Origin of the sequence: Allorhizobium ampelinum S4 (assembly GCF_000016285.1) — a bacterium.
In the GTDB taxonomy this organism is placed as follows: Bacteria; Pseudomonadota; Alphaproteobacteria; order Rhizobiales; family Rhizobiaceae; genus Allorhizobium; species Allorhizobium ampelinum.
The window spans coordinates 3,174,417-3,193,973 of record NC_011989.1 but is presented as its reverse complement, the minus strand read 5'-3'; the positions used below and the strand labels follow the sequence as shown (position 1 = coordinate 3,193,973).

Below are 19,557 nucleotides of genomic sequence, written 5' to 3'. Positions count from 1 at the left end.
GACCATGACAGGCCGTGCCGTGCCACCCGTTTCTTGCCATGCGCTGACAGAAATCAGATCCGCTGCGTTACCGTTGCCAAGGCACCGCGAAAGGCCTTGGCAAAGCTTTCGCGATCATCGGGATTGAGGAACGAGCCGACATCGGTGGCCCGGCCTTGCCCCTGCACCGACATGGAGATGATCCCGAATTCCTCGTGGCGGCGGACAAAGAACCGCGCCCAGAACGGGTTCCAGCGAAATTCGGTCATCCGCCCCGAGGGGGTGAATTTGCGGATAGAGATGGCGGTGCGTGATACCGTGACTTCCTCGCGGGCTTTGGCGGCGCGGTAATTCAGCCGGAAAGCACCGTAGAGCAGCAGAAAATCCAGCCCGAAGAAAAACCCGATTGGCCAGGCACCGGTCGTCAGGAAAAACCCGCCATAGCCGACACAGACCAGCCCGGACAGCATCAGCATGATGCGAAACCCCTTTCGGCCTAGCGACCGATAGGGTACCAGTTCGGCAGCGAAAATCGGTTGATCGGCAACCTCACCCATGGACGCCATCCTTCTTTACCAACCTGATCAAATAGAACCATGAAATCCAGCACGCAAACTTTGAAAAAGTCAATTTCTTCCCCCTCTCAACCCAAGCCAGCGGGACGAAAAGTCGCGGTTCGCAGCGCCTATTCCAAGGCCGAGCTGGAGGAAATCTTCCGGCGGTTTTCCGTGCAGCGCCCGGAACCGAAGGGCGAGCTGGAGCATGTCAACCCGTTTACCCTTGTCGTCGCCGTGGCGCTCTCGGCGCAGGCAACCGATGCGGGGGTCAACAAGGCGACCCGCGCCCTGTTTGCCGTGGCCGATACGCCGGAAAAAATGCTGGCGCTGGGCGAAGAGAAGGTGCGCGACTATATCAAAACCATCGGACTTTTTCGCAACAAGGCGAAGAATGTCATCGCCCTCAGTCAAAAGCTGATCGATGATTTCGGCAGCGAGGTGCCAAAAACCCGCGAAGAATTGGTGACGCTGCCCGGCGTCGGCCGCAAGACTGCCAATGTGGTGATGTCCATGGCTTTTGGCATTCCGACCATGGCCGTCGATACGCATATTTTACGGATCGGCAACCGCATCCGGCTGGCACCCGGCAAGACACCGGATGAGATCGAGGAGATCCTGATGCGGATCATCCCCAAGCACTATCTCTTCCATGCCCATCACTGGCTGATCCTGCATGGGCGCTACTGTTGCAAGGCCCGCAAGCCGGAATGCGAGCGCTGCGTGATTGCTGACCTGTGCAAATCGCCGGAAAAGACCTGCGATGTTCCCGCGCCCCTGGTGGAACTACCGCCGCAGATCCTTTGAAAACTGCGGGTCTTTGACCGACAGCATCTTGTGCAGATGCACCATCAGCCCTGCGGCAAACAGCGGCGTCAGCAGGTTGAGGATAGGGATTGCTAGAAACGCTGCTATCACCAGTCCGGCCAGGAAGATCGTGCCGGAATGCTTGGCGCGAAATTGCCGCGCCTCGATGGTCGGGCGCAGCCGCATGGCGGCAAATTCGAAAAACTCCCGGCCCAGCAGATAGCCATTGACCAGGAAAAACGCGATCAGGTTGATGCCCGGCACGAAGAGCAGCATGAAGGCAATGAGATTGCCGAGGATGACGATGCCGAAAAATTGCAGCGATTGGACGATGGCATCGCCAAGCGGCATGGCCGTGCCGGGCGCATCGGTCGGGTAATCCCGCTTTTCCACGACTTCGGCGACATCATCAAGAAACAGGCCAGCAATGATGGCCGTGACCGGCGCCAAAAGCAGCGCCAGCACCAATGCCAGGCCAATACTGGCGACAATGCCGAGGATCAGCACCAGCCAGCCGGCCCAATCCGGCGTTGCGGGGAAAAACCCGGCAAACCAGGGCCAAAGATAGAAGATAAACAGCTCACGCAGCGCCAGCCACAGCCCGGCCAGGGCGGCCAGCGTCAAGCCCAGCACTTTCCAGAACACCGAACGGGTTTCCGGCGCAAACAGATTGCGCAGCGACAGCATGGCGGCATCAAGGATCACAGGCAGCTCCCAGGGCAGGACCAGAATGACAGATCAGAACGGTGAGGATGTGGGAGGCGGAATGCCGCTGTGCAAGAGTTGAGAGAGCAAGGGGAGCCCCTTGCTCTCTCGATCAATGTCAATGCAGCTTCTTGCGCGCCGCGTCCTCGGCTTTCGTCGCCTGCTTCTTGCGACGTGCCATCATGTTGAGGCCTTCGACAAGGGCGGAGAAGGCCATGGCGGCGTAGAGATAGCCCTTCGGCACATGGAAGCCCATGCCATCGGCAATCAGCGTCATGCCAATCATCATCAGGAAGCCCAGCGCCAGCATGACCACGGTCGGGTTTTTCTCAATGAAGCGGCCCAGCGGGTTGGCGGCCAGCAGCATGACGGTGACGGCGAAGATCACGGCGATCACCATGATAACCACATGCTCGGTCATGCCGACGGCGGTGATGATGCTGTCAACCGAAAACACCAGGTCAAGCAGCAGGATCTGGCCGATGGCCGCCCCCATGGTCGTCGTGGCCGTGCCGATGAAATCGCCTTCCTTGTCGACCGGGTCGACACTGTGATGGATTTCCTTGGTGGCTTTCCAGACCAGGAACAGGCCCCCGGCAATCAGGATCATGTCCTTCCACGAGAAGCCGTGGCCAAACAGCGTAAAGACCGGCGTGGTCAGCTGAACGATCCAGGCGACGGTGCCGAGCAGGCCGAGGCGCATGACGAGCGCCAGGCCGATACCGATCTTGCGGGCCTTGTCTCTTTGCCCCTCCGGCAGCTTGTTGGTGAGAATGGAAATGAAGACCAGATTGTCTATTCCCAACACCACTTCCATGATGATCAGCGTCACAAGAGCGATCCAGGCCGCCGGATCGCTGAGCAAATAGGTAAAGTCCTGCATAAAATTGATATCCCCCGTGCAAAAAGCGCTTTGCGACACAAATAGGGAGCCGATACCGCATCAGCAAGGGCGGCAAGTCATGTGAGAGGACCATCAACGCTATCGTGGTGATTTGGCCACAGGATGAGATGGATTTCCTCAGTTCGCCCGTTGCGCCTCAGGGCCGTTTTCGGCCTTGCGATCATAGGCGAGCAGGAAAATATGCAGGGCGTTATCGATGATGTAGTCAATTTCCGCCTGCGGCGGCGGCACTTCGATTTCACCGAACAGTCGCTTCTTGAAATAGGCGCCTGTTGCCAGCTCGATGTACTGGCGGGCGGCAAGCTCGGTATCGGCTATGTCGAGACGTCCGGCCTTCACCTGGACCTCCAGATAGTCCTCGAGAACCGTGCGGACGTTTTCCGGTCCCGACCGCATGAAGCTTTGACAGAGGTGCGGCATGCGATCCTGAACCGCCAGCAGCATGCGCATGGCAGGGATCATTTCGCTGGTGAGAATATAATTGGTAAAAGCCAGGGCATAGCGGCGCAGCGCCATATGCAGATCGGTCTCTTCCGCCAGGATATCGCGCATTGAGGCCGCAAATTTCTGCTTCTGGTTGTTGATCAGCGCGGCAAACAGATCTTCCTTGCTCTGGAAATAGACATAGATGGTCCCCTTGGACACGCCGGCTTCCCGGGTGACATCGTTCATGCTGGCCGCATCGAAGCCATGCTTCATGAAGGCGCGTTTGGCGCCATCCAGGATCTGGTCGCGCTTGGCCGGATCTTCACCTGCGGCGAAACGTCCTGAAGCGGCCTGGGCGGGTTTTTCATCGTCGACGACTGTCATGCTCGGGTGTCTTCGCTCATATGGGGCATTTGCAACACAAAAATTAACTTTAGATGGCCGGCACTCGTTTGTTCTCTTGATATGCGGTATGAATTGGCCTATGTCAAATCGAACCGAACGGTTCCGTTCGATTGTTTCCGCCTTTGTTGTATGGTGACGTTATGTCTGTTTCTCCCAGAAAGGGCGCGATCCGCGCCGTCGATGCACAGGATCAATCGGTCGATCAGGAGCGTTCCGCCTTGGATGAAGGCGTGACCGGCGAGGCGGGTTCCGATCCGGTGACAGGTGACGCCACGGCACGCGACGCCAAGGCGCGGGCTGAAACCGCATCGCCCGCCGCGAAGGTGGCGCCCGCCGCAGGCCAGGCTCCGCCGAAGAAGCGCCGCAACTTTGCGCTGCCGGTCATCGCGCTGGCCGTTTTGGCGGGTGCGGGCTATTACGGTTACAATTACTGGACCGAGGGCCGGTTCATGATCTCCACCGACGACGCCTATATTGGCGGCGATATCGCGGTGATTACCCCGAAGGTGACCGGCTATGTCCAGTCGGTCTCGGTGACTGACAACGATCATGTTAAGAAGGGCGACGTGATCGCCACGCTCGATGACGGCGATTATCGCATTGCGCTCGATCAGGCCAAGAGCCAGCTCGCCACGCAGAAGCTGACGGTCGAGCGCATCGAGGCGCAGGTGCAGGGCGGCGAAGCGGCACTTCAGCAGTCCAAGGCGCAGCAGGCATCCGCCGAGGCGACGTTGCGTACGGCGCAATTGTCCTTCAAGCGCGTCACGGATTTGCGGGCCCAGTCCGTGATGTCTCAGTCGGAGCTGGACACGGCAACATCGACGCTCGCTGTCGCCCAGGCCAATGTGGATGCTGCGGTTGCGGCTGTTGCCTCCTCCGTTTCAAGCATTGCCGTCCTCAAGGCCCAGAAAGCCGAGGCGCAGGCTGGCGTGCTGACAGAAGAAACGGTGGTTGCAAAGGCGCAGCGCGATCTGGATTTCACCGTGCTGCGCGCGCCTTATGACGGTGTGATCGGCAATCTGGGCGTCCAGGTCGGCGATCTCGTGTCGAGCAGCAAGCGGCTTGCCTCACTGGTGCCGATTGGCCGTCTCTATATCGATGCGAACTTTAAGGAAACGCAGCTTTCCGGTATCGTGCCGGGCTCGAAGGTGCGGGTGCATGTGGATGCCTATGATGAGCATGCCTTCGAGGGTAGGGTCGTCTCGATCGCCGCGGGGTCCGGTTCGGTCTTCTCCATGCTGCCGGCGGAAAACGCCACGGGCAATTTCACCAAGGTCATCCAGCGTGTTCCGGTGCGGATCGCCATTCCGCAGGAGATACTCGACAAGGGTTATCTGCGTGCGGGTCTGAGTGTTGTGGTCGATATCGACACCCGCACCGCGCCGAAGGCGCCTGACGCGAAGTAATCAGCACGGCCAAGGCACGGATTTCGAGGCAAGATCATGACGGACAATGCAAGCACGGCCGGACCGGATGCGGTTGCGCAAATGCCAAGCCGGCGCGACGTCATCGGCTTTCTGGCGATGGTATTCGGCATGTTCATGGCGATCCTCGACATTCAGATCGTCTCGGCCTCGCTTTCCGAAATCCAGGCTGGCCTCGGGGCCGGTTCCGAAGAAGTATCCTGGGTGCAGACCTCTTATCTGATTGCGGAAGTGATTATGATCCCGCTATCGGGGATGCTGGCACGGATCGTGTCGACACGGGTGCTGTTTTCCTGTGCTGCGGCTGGCTTTACCATTGCCAGCGCCATGGCGGCGACCGCCACCAATATCGAGCAGATGATCATCTACCGCGCTATCCAGGGCTTCATCGGTGGCGGCATGATTCCCTCGGTTTTTGCCGCGGCGTTTACGATTTTTCCGCCTTCCAAGCGCAGTATTGTTTCGCCGATCATCGGCCTTGTCGCAACGCTTGCGCCAACCATCGGCCCGACGGTTGGCGGCTATATCAGCCATGCCATGTCCTGGCACTGGCTGTTCCTGATCAACATCTTTCCCGGCATTATCGTAACGCTCGTGGTCTGGACATTCGTGGACTTTGACAAGCCCGACAGATCGCTTCTGGCGAAATTCGACTGGTGGGGCCTGTTTTCCATGGCGCTGTTCCTGGGCGCGATGGAATATGTTCTCGAAGAGGGCAATAACAAGGACTGGTTTAACGACGAGCGCATTGTTTGGGGCGCCCTGCTGATGACCTTGGGTGGGGTGGTGTTCTTCTACCGTGCCTTCACCTGCGAGCAACCCGTGGTCGATCTCAGGGCCTTTTCCAATCGAAATTTTGCCTTTGGATCGCTGTTTTCCTTCGTCATGGGCATGGGCCTCTATGGTTTGACCTATCTCTATCCGCTCTATCTGTCGCGGGTACGCGGCTATGACAGTCTGATGATCGGTGAAACAATGTTTGTTTCCGGTCTTGCCATGTTCCTGACCGCGCCACTTGCCGGCATATTGTCGACGAAAATGGACCCGCGGTTGATGATGGCGTGTGGCTTTACCAGCTTTGCGCTTGGCACCTATATGGTAACCGGCATGACCGCTGATTGGGATTTTTATGACTTGCTGTTGCCGCAGATCCTGCGTGGCTGCTCGTTGATGACCTGCATGGTGCCTATCAACAATATTGCCCTTGGAACTTTGCCGCCTGAGCGGATCAAAAACGCCTCCGGTCTTTACAATCTCACACGAAATCTCGGCGGTGCCGTAGGGCTGGCGATTATCAACACATTGCTGACCCGGCGCACCGATGAGCATTACGGTCGCCTGGTGGAACATATAAACTGGAGCAAGCCGGCGGCGATGAGCTGGATTGATACAGTCTCGGCCAATTACGCATTTTACGGCCTCGATGGTGAAAATGCGGCCTTTAAAAAGCTGTCCAGCATGATCAACCAGCAGGCATGGATCATGGCGTTTATGGATGTATTTTTAGGGATCACAATCTTGTTTATTGCACTGACGGCACTTTCAACGATGATTAAAAAACCTGAAGGTGCCGTGCCCGCCGATGCGGCGCACTAATTGATTTGACTTTCCGCCAGAGAAAGCAGGTCAAGGCTTCGTCGGGTAAAAGACCCCCCGTCATTCTGGTTAGGTAGAGGTTTTTACCTGACCATTAATTCCCGCGATCCACCGCAGAAACTTGGCCGCCCCTCAACAGGCGGCCTTTTTTTGTGCGTTTCTGATGTACGTACATCAGAAAATCATTTACGGATGTGGGACCATGGGATAAAGGTCAGATCCTGACGGAGAGATGTGTGTATGAAACCCACGGTTCATGACATTGCGGCACAGGCGGGCGTCAGTTTGGCGACGGTGGACCGGGTTTTGAACAATCGCAGCGGCGTCAGTGCTTCGACCCGCGCCCGCGTGGAAAGCGCCGTCGGCATGCTTGGCTATGTTCGGGATTTGGCGGCTGCCAATCTGGCCAAAGGCCGGATTTATCCTTTCATCTTCATCCTGCCGGCCAATGACAATTCCTTTATGCACGGTCTGCGCCTGCAAGTGCTCGACGCCGCCAGCCGGGCTGGCATGGAGCGAACCCGCATCGATATGATCGATGTTGCGGCTTTCGATGCCGCATCTTTGGTTGCGGCCCTGGACGATGCTGCGGCCCGCCAACCCGCTGGCGTGGCCGTGGTGGCGGTGGATGCGCCGGACGTGGCTGCGGCGGTCGCGCGGTTGCGTGCTGCTGGCATACCGGTGGTGACACTGGTCTCGGATCTCAGCGGTGCCGAGCGCGACCATTTTGTCGGCATAGACAACCGTGCCGCCGGACGCACGGCAGCCAGCCTGCTTGGCCGGTTTACCGGCGGACGGCAAGGGACCATTGCAATTGTCGCCGGGTCGATGCTGGTGCGCGACCACCGCGACCGGTTTGAGGGCTTTCGCGCCGTGATGGCGGCTGAATTTCCGCAACTGACCTTGCTGCCGGTGCTGGAAGGCCGTGACGATCCGCATCATGTCGAAACCCTGCTGCACGATCTGTTTTCGCAATCGCCGAATATAACCGGCCTCTACAGTCTTGGTGCAGGCAATCGCGGCTTGATCGCGGCATTGGAGCGGCTGGATGCCGACAGTCGCCCCCTGGTGGTCGCCCACGAATTGACGCCGGTGACGAGAGCGGCACTGATCTCCGGGCTGATTGATGCGGTGCTGAACCAGGACGCTGGGCATGAAGTGCGCAGCGCCATCCGGGTGCTGAAGGCCAAGGCCGATGGCGCGGCTGTGTTGGCTGCGCAGGAACGTATTCGTCTCGACATATTTCTCAAAGACAATCTGCCAGAGCAAGAACAGCGATAACAGGCAGGATAGGGAGGCTTCTCATGTATCTCGGATTGGATCTCGGCACGTCGGGCGTCAAGGCGATGTTGATCGACGCGGACCAGACGGTGATTGGCTCGGCCAATGGCGCGCTAACCGTCTCGCGCCCGCATTCCGGCTGGTCGGAACAGGCGCCGGCGGATTGGATCAGGGCGACACAGGAGGCGATTGCCGGGCTGAAAGCACAGTTTTCCCGCGAGCTTTCTGCCGTCAAAGGCATTGGTCTTTCCGGCCATATGCATGGCGCAACATTGATCGATGCGCAGGGTGACGTCTTGCGGCCCTGCATTCTGTGGAACGACACCCGCTCCTTCAAACAAGCCGCAGCACTGGATGCCGATCCGCGTTTTCGCGCGCTGACCGGCAATATCGTCTTTCCAGGCTTTACCGCGCCGAAGCTGGCTTGGGTGAAGGAGAATGAGCCTGACATCTTCGCCAAAGTTGCCAAGGTATTGCTGCCCAAGGATTATCTGCGGCTCTGGCTGACGGGTGAATATCTGTCGGAGATGTCGGATTCGGCCGGTACCTCCTGGCTCGATACCGGCAAGCGCGCCTGGTCGAGCGCGCTTCTCGCCGCCACCGATCTCGGCGAGCAGCACATGCCCGGATTGGTCGAAGGCACTGCCGAGGCGGGCCGGTTGCGCGCCGAGCTGGCGGCTGATTGGGGCATGGGTGCCGGTGTCATCGTTGCCGGCGGGGCGGGGGACAACGCGGCCTCTGCTTGCGGCATGGGCACGGTGGCGGAAGGCCATGCCTTCGTGTCGCTTGGCACATCCGGGGTGTTGTTTGCCGCCAATGCCTCCTATCTGCCAAAGCCGGAAAGCGCCGTGCATGCCTTTTGCCACGCGCTTCCCAATACCTGGCACCAGATGGGCGTGATCCTGTCGGCCACGGACGCGCTGAACTGGTATTCCGGTGTCAGCGGCAAGCCTGCCGGAGACCTGACACATGAGCTTGGTGAGGACCTCAAGGCCCCGACTGGCGTCACCTTCCTGCCTTATCTCTCGGGCGAGCGCACGCCCCATAACGATGCCGAAATCCGGGGCGCGTTCATTGGTCTCGGCCACGAATCCAGCCGCGCTGTTCTGACCCAGGCCGTGCTGGAAGGCGTGTCCTTCGCCATCAGGGACAGTCTTGAAGCGCTGAAGTCGGCGGGAACGTCACTGTCACGGGTCACCGCGATTGGCGGCGGCTCGCGCTCGCGCTACTGGCTGGCGTCGATTGCCACCACGCTTGGCATTCCCGTCGATATTCCAGCCGATGGTGACTTTGGGGCTGCCTTTGGTGCTGCCCGCCTGGGGTTGATTGCCGCAACCGGTGCCGATCCGCTCGCCGTTTGCTCAGCCCCGCCGACGGAGGCAACCATTGAGCCCGTGACGGCTTTGCGCGACGGCTACGAGGACGCTTATCAGCGCTACCGCGCGCTCTATCCGGCCATCAAGCAATTGGGTCCCATCACGCTGGCCCATTGAAAACAACAGAAAACGTTTAACATTAGGAGGAAAACCCATGAGCACAGGCTTTTTCGGCGACATCACCAAGATCAAATATGAAGGCCCTGACAGCACCAATCCGCTGGCCTTCCGCCACTATAACCCCGATGAAGTGGTGATGGGCAAGCGGATGGAGGACCATCTGCGTTTTGCCGTGGCCTACTGGCACACCTTCGTGTGGCCGGGCACCGACCCGTTCGGCGGCAATACGTTTGAGCGTCCTTGGTTCAAGGATTCGATGGAGGCTGCCAAGCTGAAGGCCGATGTGGCCTTTGAATTCTTCCAGTTACTCGGCACGCCTTACTATTGCTTCCATGATGCGGATGCGCGTCCTGAAGGCGCGTCCTTTGCGGAAAATACCAAAAATCTCAATGAGATTGTCGATTACTTTGCCCAAAAGCAGGCCGATACCGGCGTCAAGCTGTTGTGGGGTACGGCCAACATGTTCTCGCATCGTCGCTATATGTCGGGTGCCGCCACCAACCCGGACCCTGACGTCTTTGCCTTTGCCGCCGCAACCGTCAAGACTTGCCTGGATGCCACCCAGAAGCTGGGCGGCGAAAACTACGTGCTGTGGGGTGGCCGTGAAGGCTATGAAACCCTGCTCAACACTGACCTGAAACAGGAACTGGACCATATGGGCCGTTTCCTCAACATGGTGGTGGAATACAAGCACAAGATCGGCTTCAAGGGCGCAATCCTGATCGAGCCGAAGCCGCAGGAGCCTTCCAAGCATCAGTATGATTATGATGTGGCCACCGTCTACGGCTTCCTCAAGACTTATGGTCTGGAGAAGGAAGTGAAGGTCAATATCGAGCAGGGCCATGCCATTCTGGCCGGTCATACGTTTGAGCATGAACTGGCGCTGGCCAACGCGCTGGGCATTTTCGGTTCCATCGACATGAACCGCAATGACTATCAATCCGGCTGGGATACTGACCAGTTCCCCAACAACGTGCCGGAAATGGCGCTGGCCTATTATCAGGTCCTGCAGGCGGGTGGCTTTACCTCCGGCGGCACCAATTTCGATAGCAAGCTGCGCCGCCAGTCCATCGACCCGGCGGATCTGCTGATCGGCCATATCGGCGGCATGGATTGCTGCGCCCGTGGCCTGAAGGCGGCTGCGAAAATGGTGGAAGACAAGGCTCTGTCCGGCCCGCTTGCCAACCGTTATGCAGGCTGGAATAGCGACGGCGCCAAGGCCATGCTGGCCAGCGGCACGCTGGAAAGCATTGCGGCCCGCGTTGAAGGCGAAAACATCAATCCGCAGCCGGTCTCCGGTCAGCAGGAATTGTTGGAAAACGTCGTCAATCGCTACGTCTGATCGCGTTGATGCGCTGACAGGGAAATGGAGGTTTTCCCTGTCAGTTTTCTTTGCTAGATAAACTGCAACGTTTCAGTATCATTTTGGAGGAGATGTTTATGAAGACGATTAAAGGCCCTGCCTTGTTTTTGGGCCAGTTTGCCGGTGACGCCGCGCCCTTCAATTCGTGGGATGCGATTACCAAATGGGCTGCCGATAAAGGCTATCTCGGCGTGCAGGTTCCGACCTGGGCCAGCCAGTTGATCGACCTGAAAAAAGCCGCGGAATCCAAGGATTATTGTGACGAACTGGCCGGTGTGGCCCGCGCCAATGGCGTCGAGATTACCGAGCTGTCCACCCATTTGCAGGGCCAATTGGTGGCAGTGCATCCGGCCTATGATGAGGCGTTTGACGGTTTCGCTGCCCCGGAAGTGCGTGGCAACCCGAAGGCCCGGCAGGAATGGGCGGTACAACAGGTGAAATACGCGCTGAAAGCTTCACGCCATCTCGGCATCAAGGCACATGCCACTTTTTCCGGGGCGCTGGCGTGGCCGTTTATCTACCCATGGCCGCAGCGCCCCGCAGGTCTGGTGGAAACCGCATTTGACGAACTGGCCAAACGCTGGCTGCCCATTCTCGACTATGCCGACGAGCAGGGCGTCGATGTGTGCTACGAAATCCACCCCGGCGAAGACCTGCATGATGGCGTAACCTTCGAGATGTTCCTGGAGCGGGTGAAGAACCATTCCCGCGCCAACATGCTCTACGATCCCTCGCATTATGTGCTGCAATGCCTCGATTATCTCGACAATATCGACATCTACAAAGACCGGATCAAGATGTTTCACGTCAAGGATGCCGAGTTCAATCCGAATGGCCGACAGGGCGTTTACGGTGGCTACCAATCCTGGGTCAACCGTGCAGGCCGCTTCCGGTCGCCGGGCGATGGACAGGTGGATTTCGGCGCGATCTTCTCGAAAATGGCGGCCAATGATTTCGAAGGCTGGGCCGTGGTCGAGTGGGAATGCGCGCTGAAACACCCAGAAGACGGCGCCCGCGAAGGGGCAGAATTCGTCAAGGCCCATATTATCAGGGTGACGGAGCACGCCTTTGACGATTTCGCCGCCAGCGGCACGGATGAGGCGGCCAACCGGCGGATGCTGGGACTGTAACGGCGAAGGAAGGACATCATGACAATCGAAGCAAGCAAATCCGAGCAACGCGCCGCGAAAATTCGTCTCGGCATGGTGGGCGGCGGGCAGGGCGCGTTTATTGGCGCGGTCCACCGCATGGCGGCAAGGCTCGACGATCATTACGATCTTGTGGCGGGAGCTTTGTCCTCCACGCCGGAGAAATCCCTGGCCTCGGGCCGGGATCTGGGGCTTGATCCCACCCGCTGCTACGGCTCTTTTGAAGAAATGGCAGAGAAAGAGGCGGCGCGCCCGGATGGGATCGAGGCGGTGTCTATCGTCACGCCCAATCACATGCATTACCCGGCGGCGAAAGCCTTTCTGGAACGCGGCATCCATGTGATCTGCGACAAGCCGCTGACCTCCAATCTGGACGACGCCAAAAAGCTGAAAGAGGTGGCCGACAAAGCCAAGGCGCTGTTCATCCTCACCCACAATTACACGGGCTATCCCATGGTGCGTCATGCCCGTGAACTGGTGCAAAACGGCGAGTTGGGGGAGATCCGGCTGGTACAGATGGAATATCCGCAGGATTGGCTGGCGGAACCGGTAGAGCAGACAGGCGCCAAGCAGGCCGTCTGGCGCACCGACCCGGCCCAATCCGGTGTCGGCGGCTCCACCGGCGATATCGGCACCCATGCCTATAACCTCGGCAGCTTCATTTCCGGGCTGGAACTGGAGGAACTCGCCGCCGATGTGCACACCTTTGTCGAAGGCCGCAGGCTGGATGACAACGCCCATGTGATGCTGCGTTTCCAAGGCGGAGCCAAAGGCTTGCTCTGGTGCAGCCAGGTAGCAACCGGCAATGAAAACGGCTTGAAAGTGCGTATCTACGGCACAAAAGCCGGGATTGAGTGGACACAGGCCGACCCGAACTACCTCTGGTATACCAAGCTCGGCGAACCGAAACAGCTAATCACCCGCGGCGGTGCTGGTGCTGGCGGGGCAGCTGCCCGCGTCACCCGCATTCCCGGCGGCCATCCCGAAGGCTATCTCGAAGCTTTTGCCACCATCTATTCCGAGGCGGCCCAAGCGATCCTTGCGGCAAGAACGGGGGCGGCGGTTGATCCTGATGTGGTTTATCCCACGGTGGATGATGGGGTGAAGGGCGTGGCCTTTGTGACGGCGTGTATTGAATCATCCAAGCAGAATGGGGCCTGGGTGCGGGTTTCGTCTCGATAAGCAAACTGCAAACGGTTGCCGTCCCTTCGGTCCTGGTAATGATCGAAGGGGCGAGATGTCAGTGGTTCTCGCGCCAATACTGCGCATAGTACAGGACCGGCTGAAGATCCCAAATTTCTACTCTATCCTGATAGCCGGAGATGCCGACCTTTTCGACGGGAATGTTTACCTTGCCGTCTTTTACAACGCGCGCCCTTGCAGCAAGAACCAGATCACGATTGCGGTCTGCGGCGACAAGGTTTTCGATATCGGCGCTGTGGGCTTGGAGATAGTCGAAGACGGCTTGATTGCTCTCCAGATCGGCATAGAAAAAATACATATCGAAATCATCGATACCGAGATAGCCGGATTGGTCGTTAGTGGATCGGATGGTGTTGTCGTCATCGTCGCCATTGGTCAGGAATTGTCTCCCGGTCCCTTGCCCTGCCGTTACATCAATCGTGAACGGTCCGACAGTCCCGATCAGGGCCGAAAGCCGTTGCTTGAGCTTGGCGCTATAACTGTTGGAGTCAAATTCGTGGCCTGCCGCTATGGCGATTGTCGGGACATTGATGCGGAACTTAAGATCGATTTCCGGCGCTTTCGTCGGCTCTTTGCTGATCCAGAGAACGCCCGGTTCCTTATCCAGTCTTTCAATTTCTTTCACATAATCATCCCGCGGAAGGCTGACTTCCTCTGACGTCACGACAGTGCCTGCCTGCCAGACCTTTTCAGGCACGATGAATTTTTCCTCGCGGAGAACGCCGTCGTGTTTCACTTCCGTTCCGTTTCTGAAAAGTTGAAGAGAATAGCCGGCCGGTCGTTCTGCCGGGAGGTATTGCGTGAAATCGAACAGGGTCGTGATGTCGTTACTGTTGGCCCGCAATACGGTCTTATCGGTGATGACGCGGGCCTCGTCCGGCTTAGCGATCACGAGTGCATAGTTGCCATCGTCGAGATCGATTCCATTCAGAAAGGCGGCGGCGGCTCTCTCCTCATGCTTCTTCGCCTCGCTGGGATAAAAGAAAGAATAGACATTGTGGGAGAACAGGCCAATCACGAGCCATTGCTGGATCGCCAAAATGCTGAGGATGACTATGATACTGACGATGACGGTTCTTCGCATGGCGCCACTATGACTATTGGAGAAATCGCTATAGAATCAGGCTATTCGAATGAATGGAAATCGATGGTATTGGCGCAGCAATGACATCGATATAATTATATTTATTCGGAGAGAATTAGAGCGGTTCACCCCAATTTCCAGGGCAAACGTTCAGCTGTTGAAAACTGTCATTTGTTCCGATGCTATGCGCGGTATAAACAGGCCGCCTGCGTCCATGATCGCAACAAGGAGCCACGATGACCGACCCCAAAGCCCTTGCCGCCCGCTTCCCCGGTGATTTCCTGTTTGGTGTGGCCACCGCCGCCTACCAGATTGAAGGGGCCACCAAGGCGGATGGGCGCAAGCCCTGCATCTGGGATGCGTTTTCCAACATGCCGGGGCGGGTGTTTGAGCGGCATAATGGCGATATGGCCTGCGATCATTACAATCGCTGGGAACAGGATCTCGACCTGATCCAGGAGATGGGCGTTTCCGCCTATCGATTTTCCATCGCCTGGCCGCGCATTATTCCTGATGGCACGGGCCGGGTGAATGAGGCGGGGCTGGATTTTTACGACAAGCTGGTCGATGGCTTGAAAGATCGTGGCATCAAAGCCTATGCGACGCTCTACCATTGGGATCTGCCGCTGGCGCTGATGGGCGATGGCGGCTGGACGGCGCGCTCCACGGCCTATGCCTTCCAGCGCTATGCCAAGCTGGTGATGGCGCGGCTGGGCGACCGGCTGGATGCCGTGGCGACGTTCAATGAGCCGTGGTGCTCGGTCTGGCTTAGCCATCTCTACGGCGTGCATGCGCCGGGCGAGCGCAATATGGAGGCAGCGCTGCATGCCTTGCACTATACCAATCTCGCCCATGGGCTGGGCATTGATGCTATCAGGCAGGTCGCGCCGCAGGTGCCTGCTGGTCTGGTGCTGAACGCCCATTCGGTCATCCCCGGCTCGCAGAGTGCGGCTGATCAGGCCGCCGCTGAACGTGCCCATCAGTTTCACAATGGCGCTTTCTTCGATCCGGTCTTCAAGGGCGAATATCCGGCAGAATTTTTTGCTGCTTTGGGCGACCGCATGCCTGTCATCGAGGATGGCGATCTGGAGGTCATTTCCCAGAAACTCGATTGGTGGGGCCTGAATTATTACACGCCGATGCGGGTTGCCGACAATCCGGCTGAGGGCGCCGAGTTCCCCGCCACGGTGGATGCGCCGCCGGTCTCATCAGTCAAGACCGATATCGGCTGGGAAGTCTATGCCCCGGCGCTGAAGTCCCTGGTGGAAGGGCTCTATGATCGCTACACGCTGCCGGTCTGCTACATCACTGAAAACGGTGCCTGCTATAATATGGAGGTGGCCGAGGGCGTGGTGGATGACCAGCCACGGCTGGATTATTACGCCGAGCATCTGGGCGTGATTGCCGACCTGATTGCCAGCGGCATCCCCATGAAGGGCTATTTCGCCTGGAGCCTGATGGATAATTTCGAATGGGCCGAAGGCTACCGTATGCGGTTTGGCCTCGTGCATGTCGATTATGGCACGCAGGTTCGCACGCTGAAAAACAGCGGCAAATGGTATAGCGCGCTGGCAGCCGAATTTCCCAAGGGCAACCACAGCGCCGAATGAGGCCATTCTGCCGCCTCGTTTCTGGCCCCCTCGTTCTTGCGTGGTCGCGCTCTTGCTTATTGCGCCGCAACACGGCAAACTTCCCTCTCAGGTTGTGTCTATCAAAAGGGGGAATGCATATGGGACGGGTACAGCTGCCACTGTCAGGCAATGTCACTCAGGCGATCAATCCATGGACCTGGGTCTATAGTCCGACCCAGGTCGGGCAGGCCAGTCTGGTCACGTTCAATATCGATGTCGGCCCCTCGACCAATCCCGAGGCCGAGAAGGATATATTGATGAATGTTGCCAGCTACGGCAAGCAGCTTGGTCGTATCGAGGACGCTCTGCGCGTGGTGATCAAACAGCTGGAGCCGCTGGTCCTGGATGAAAAACTGGCCGATAACGAGGCGATTATCGCCTTTCGGGCGCTGATGTACGAAATCGATACGATCAAGAAACAGCATCGGAAATAGCGATTGGTATAGTCGCGCCCTCATTCCCACCGTATTTTCCGGATTTTTTAGCAGAAGTGAATTCTTCAAGATTTCAGAATAGAATTGCTCTGAGTTTTAAACGGGAGATCTGGATGACGGCATGTGAAAGTTGCCGGGACGGGACGGCGTTCGACCTCCCGTTTTCCATGGCATTTCAGCCAATTGTTGATGTCCGAACTAGCGCTGTGTTTGGGTATGAAGCGCTGGTGCGTGGCACGGACGGTGCCGGTGCCGCCACGGTCATGGCCGGTATCAACACGCAAAATCGCTATGCCTTTGATCAAAACTGTCGAGTTAAGGCCATTGAACTGGCGGCGTCCTTGCTACCGGAGGCGTCAACGGCCAAGCTGTCCATCAATTTCATGCCCAATGCCGTTTACGAGCCGCGTGCCTGTATTCGCCTGACGCTTAAAACCGCTGAACGGGTCGGCTTTCCCCTGAATCGGATTCTGTTTGAATTTACCGAAAACGAGCGGATCGATACCGATCATCTGCTCAACATTCTGAAAACCTATCGCAGCATTGGCTTCAAGACGGCGATTGACGATTTTGGCGCGGGCCATGCCGGGCTGACGCTTCTGGCGAAATTTCAGCCCGATATCGTCAAGCTGGATATGGAACTGGTGCGCGGTATCGATCAGGATCGCGCCAAGCGGATCGTGTTGCGCCATACGCTGGCGATGTTGACGGAGTTCGGCATTCTTCCCCTGTGTGAAGGGGTCGAGACCAAGGAAGAGCTGGATGTGCTGAAGGATATGGGCGTGCCCTATATTCAGGGCTATCTTCTCGCCCGCCCAGCGTTTGAACGGTTCGATCAACCGGATCTTGCGCTCCTGTCGTGACAATCCTTATGCCTGGACGTGTGGCGGCAAGCGCTGCCTCACAGATCCCGGATCAGCCGCCGATATGCCGTTCGCCGCGCTGCTTGGCCAGCGCAATCTGTTTCTGGCGTTGGCGATAGCGATCCCGGTCTTCTTCTGTGCGGGTCTCATAGCAATGGCTGCACGATACGCCTGCCTCATAATAGGGCGAGGACAGTTCTTCCGGCGTGATCGGGTTGCGGCAGGCGTGGCACAGCTGGTGGTCGCCCTCCTTCAATCCGTGGGTCACGGACACGCGCTCGTCGAATACGAAACAGGCGCCGTCCCACAGGCTTTCTTCCTCCGGCACGTTTTCCAGATATTTCAGGATACCACCCTTCAGATGGTAGACCTCTTCGAAACCCTGTTGTTTCATGAAGGCCGTGGCCTTTTCGCAGCGGATGCCGCCGGTGCAATACATGGCGATTTTCGGCTTGTTGTGCAGACCGGGATTGTTCTTCACCCAATCGGGAAACTCGCGGAACGTCTTGGTATTGGGATCGACAGCGCCCCGGAAAATGCCGATGGCGGTCTCGTAATCGTTGCGGGTGTCGATGACGATGGTGTCCGGATCGGAAATCAGCGCGTTCCAGTCCTTGGGATCGACATAGGTGCCAACGATCTTGTTGGGGTCGATATCCTCGACCCCCATGGTGACGATCTCTTTCTTCAGCTTCACCTTCATGCGCACGAACGGCATTTTCGACGCCCGGCTTTCCTTGTGCTCAAGACTGGCAAATTCCGGCTGGGCGCGCAAATAGGCCAGCACCGCGGCAATGCCCGCATCCGTGCCGGCAATCGTGCCATTGATGCCTTCATGGGCCAAAAGCAACGTACCCTTGACGCCCTGCGCCTTGCAGAGCGCATCAAGCGGTTCGCGGAAGCTTTCGAACCGCGCGAAGGACGCAAAATGATAGAGCGCGGCCACACAGAATGCGCCGCCCTCTTCATGGCGAGGATTTTGAAGATCGTCTGTCATGGCGTGCGAAATACTGCCAATGCCGCCGGGAATCAACGAATTTCAGCAGGCACACCACGCTTTGAGTTTCGTCAAGTCATGCCGGTGGGTTGAAGACGCGAATCCGGTGGCCGTCTGGATCGGTGGCGAGGAAAGTCCGCCCGAACTCCATATCGGTCGGTGCTTGCAGCATGGGTACGCCAAGCGCTTGCCATTGCGCGTGGAGATCATCGACATCCGCAGCCGTATCGGCCCGGATCGCCAGTTCGCAGCCACCGCCTGCGATGCTTGCCGCAGGCTCAACGGTGTGGCGGGACCAGAGGCCGAGAATGAACCCGCCCGGCAGCGCGAACATGGCAAATGTCGCCGATAATTCGACAGGCGCAAGACCGAAGACCTGCTGATAGAAATGGGCGCTTGTCTCGGGTGCGTCGACGTAAAGAATGGTCATTTTCGGGGTCGAGGTGGCTGTCATGGGAACGTCTCCTTCAGGTTGACGCCCGGTTTGTAACTCAGCCTGCTGCCAAAAAATGGCAGGAGTGTTGACAGCTCTGCTCTTTTGTCTGACGCTCTAAAAAATCCGATCTGGAATGCTGTTATGCTCGCGCCATCGTTTCAGCAGGCTGGCTCGACGCACCGGGTAGCGCAGAGCGAGTGTCTTGCACTCCCCAATGCGGTCGCAGCGAAAATGTCTGAAATCTTCCCGCAGCGTACACCATGCCAGCAAGATCCGTGCGCCTTCAAAGAATGTCAGGGCGAAGGGCCAGATATCGCGGTTGCTCGCCACCCCTTTTTCATCTCGGTAGACGATATGCAGCACATGTTCTGCGCGGATCGCTTGCCGATATGGGCTGAGATCGGCCGGAAGCTGCCCCGCCGCTTTATCGCTTGGTCCGACCAGCAGGCTATTATCCTCAAGGCTGCGGCGAAGTTCGTCGGGCAGCACAGCGGTGATTTTTGCAAGCGCGTCGCGGGCGGCAAAGGCCAGATGCTGGTCGGTTCGTTGTGCGACAAAGCGGGAACCAAGCACCAGCGCTTCGATTTCCTGTGGGCTGAACATCAGTGGTGGCAGCATGTAGCCCGGACGCAGCACATAGCCAAGACCGGCCTCTCCCTCGATACCGGCGCCCTGGCTCTGGAGCGTGGCAATGTCGCGGTAGAGCGTGCGGATGGAGACGCCCAGTTCTTCGGCCAACACCTGTCCGGTCACCGGGCGGCGATAGCGCCGCAGAATTTGCAGCAATGAAAGAAGACGCTCAGACCGGGTCATCAACTGCT

The 19,557-nt window shown here is 58.1% G+C and carries 19 protein-coding genes; 11 read left to right on the top strand and 8 right to left on the bottom strand.

Features of this window, described 5'->3' with window-relative positions; translation table 11 throughout:
* Window positions 1-53 precede the first annotated feature (53 nt).
* Window positions 54-536, bottom strand: coding sequence for a DUF2244 domain-containing protein (locus AVI_RS15165; protein WP_041697093.1), 483 nt, complete (start codon window positions 534-536; stop codon window positions 54-56).
* Between the two features lie 39 nt (window positions 537-575).
* Between AVI_RS15165 and nth the strand changes: the two genes are divergently transcribed.
* The gene (gene nth, locus AVI_RS15160) at window positions 576-1,340 is read left to right on the top strand and encodes an endonuclease III (protein ID WP_015917179.1); all 765 of its coding nucleotides are present in this window, start codon (window positions 576-578) and stop codon (window positions 1,338-1,340) included.
* On the opposite strand, the gene AVI_RS15155 is transcribed toward nth, so the two are convergent.
* The 3 genes from AVI_RS15155 to AVI_RS15145 form a co-directional block, all read right to left on the bottom strand.
* A complete protein-coding gene (locus tag AVI_RS15155) occupies window positions 1,320-2,045 on the bottom strand; it encodes a sulfate transporter family protein (RefSeq protein WP_041697091.1) in 726 nt (241 codons plus the stop codon). The genes nth and AVI_RS15155 overlap by 21 nt on opposite strands.
* Window positions 2,046-2,163: 118 nt before the next feature.
* Window positions 2,164-2,928 carry a TerC family protein gene (locus AVI_RS15150; RefSeq protein ID WP_015917177.1) on the bottom strand — a complete coding sequence of 255 codons (765 nt, stop codon included), beginning with the start codon at window positions 2,926-2,928 and terminating at the stop codon, window positions 2,164-2,166.
* Between the two features lie 138 nt (window positions 2,929-3,066).
* The gene (locus AVI_RS15145) at window positions 3,067-3,759 is read right to left on the bottom strand and encodes a TetR/AcrR family transcriptional regulator (protein WP_015917176.1); all 693 of its coding nucleotides are present in this window, start codon (window positions 3,757-3,759) and stop codon (window positions 3,067-3,069) included.
* A gap of 161 nt (window positions 3,760-3,920) precedes the next feature.
* On the opposite strand from AVI_RS15145, the gene AVI_RS15140 reads away from it, so the two are divergent.
* The 7 genes from AVI_RS15140 (at window position 3,921) to AVI_RS15110 (ending at window position 13,270) form a co-directional block, all read left to right on the top strand.
* Window positions 3,921-5,186: an HlyD family secretion protein gene (locus AVI_RS15140; RefSeq protein ID WP_080517027.1), complete on the top strand. Its 1,266-nt coding sequence runs from the start codon at window positions 3,921-3,923 to the stop codon at window positions 5,184-5,186.
* A 36-nt stretch (window positions 5,187-5,222) separates the two neighbouring features.
* Window positions 5,223-6,800 carry a DHA2 family efflux MFS transporter permease subunit gene (locus AVI_RS15135; RefSeq protein WP_015917174.1) on the top strand — a complete coding sequence of 526 codons (1,578 nt, stop codon included), beginning with the start codon at window positions 5,223-5,225 and terminating at the stop codon, window positions 6,798-6,800.
* A 240-nt stretch (window positions 6,801-7,040) separates the two neighbouring features.
* Window positions 7,041-8,081 carry a LacI family DNA-binding transcriptional regulator gene (locus tag AVI_RS15130; protein ID WP_015917173.1) on the top strand — a complete coding sequence of 347 codons (1,041 nt, stop codon included), beginning with the start codon at window positions 7,041-7,043 and terminating at the stop codon, window positions 8,079-8,081.
* 23 nt (window positions 8,082-8,104) lie between these two features.
* Entirely contained in the window at window positions 8,105-9,574 is a 1,470-nt protein-coding gene (xylB, locus tag AVI_RS15125) for a xylulokinase (protein ID WP_015917172.1), read from the top strand.
* 37 nt (window positions 9,575-9,611) lie between these two features.
* On the top strand, window positions 9,612-10,919 hold the full coding sequence (xylA, locus tag AVI_RS15120) for a xylose isomerase (protein WP_015917171.1): 1,308 nt from the start codon (window positions 9,612-9,614) through the stop codon (window positions 10,917-10,919).
* A 98-nt stretch (window positions 10,920-11,017) separates the two neighbouring features.
* Window positions 11,018-12,070 (top strand): sugar phosphate isomerase/epimerase family protein, encoded by a 1,053-nt coding sequence (locus tag AVI_RS15115; protein ID WP_015917170.1) that lies wholly within the window; start codon window positions 11,018-11,020, stop codon window positions 12,068-12,070.
* A gap of 18 nt (window positions 12,071-12,088) precedes the next feature.
* Window positions 12,089-13,270, top strand: a complete 1,182-nt coding sequence (locus AVI_RS15110; protein ID WP_015917169.1) for a Gfo/Idh/MocA family protein — start codon at window positions 12,089-12,091, stop codon at window positions 13,268-13,270.
* A 58-nt stretch (window positions 13,271-13,328) separates the two neighbouring features.
* Here AVI_RS15110 and AVI_RS15105 read toward each other — a convergent pair whose 3' ends face one another.
* Window positions 13,329-14,330 carry a hypothetical protein gene (locus AVI_RS15105; RefSeq protein WP_139192537.1) on the bottom strand — a complete coding sequence of 334 codons (1,002 nt, stop codon included), beginning with the start codon at window positions 14,328-14,330 and terminating at the stop codon, window positions 13,329-13,331.
* Window positions 14,331-14,611: 281 nt separating this feature from the next.
* Between AVI_RS15105 and AVI_RS15100 the strand changes: the two genes are divergently transcribed.
* The 3 genes from AVI_RS15100 (at window position 14,612) to AVI_RS15090 (ending at window position 17,303) form a co-directional block, all read left to right on the top strand.
* Window positions 14,612-15,985, top strand: coding sequence for a GH1 family beta-glucosidase (locus AVI_RS15100; RefSeq protein WP_015917167.1), 1,374 nt, complete (start codon window positions 14,612-14,614; stop codon window positions 15,983-15,985).
* 119 nt (window positions 15,986-16,104) lie between these two features.
* Window positions 16,105-16,440 carry a hypothetical protein gene (locus AVI_RS15095; protein WP_041698210.1) on the top strand — a complete coding sequence of 112 codons (336 nt, stop codon included), beginning with the start codon at window positions 16,105-16,107 and terminating at the stop codon, window positions 16,438-16,440.
* A 113-nt stretch (window positions 16,441-16,553) separates the two neighbouring features.
* Window positions 16,554-17,303, top strand: coding sequence for an EAL domain-containing protein (locus AVI_RS15090; protein WP_015917165.1), 750 nt, complete (start codon window positions 16,554-16,556; stop codon window positions 17,301-17,303).
* Between the two features lie 52 nt (window positions 17,304-17,355).
* Here the strand turns inward: AVI_RS15090 and trhO are convergent, their stop codons facing one another.
* From trhO to AVI_RS15075, 3 genes are all read right to left on the bottom strand, one after another.
* Entirely contained in the window at window positions 17,356-18,300 is a 945-nt protein-coding gene (trhO, locus tag AVI_RS15085; protein ID WP_015917164.1) for an oxygen-dependent tRNA uridine(34) hydroxylase TrhO, read from the bottom strand.
* Window positions 18,301-18,376: 76 nt separating this feature from the next.
* Window positions 18,377-18,754 (bottom strand): VOC family protein, encoded by a 378-nt coding sequence (locus AVI_RS15080; RefSeq protein WP_015917163.1) that lies wholly within the window; start codon window positions 18,752-18,754, stop codon window positions 18,377-18,379.
* A gap of 96 nt (window positions 18,755-18,850) precedes the next feature.
* The gene (locus tag AVI_RS15075; RefSeq protein ID WP_015917162.1) at window positions 18,851-19,549 is read right to left on the bottom strand and encodes a helix-turn-helix transcriptional regulator; all 699 of its coding nucleotides are present in this window, start codon (window positions 19,547-19,549) and stop codon (window positions 18,851-18,853) included.
* Window positions 19,550-19,557: the final 8 nt, after the last annotated feature.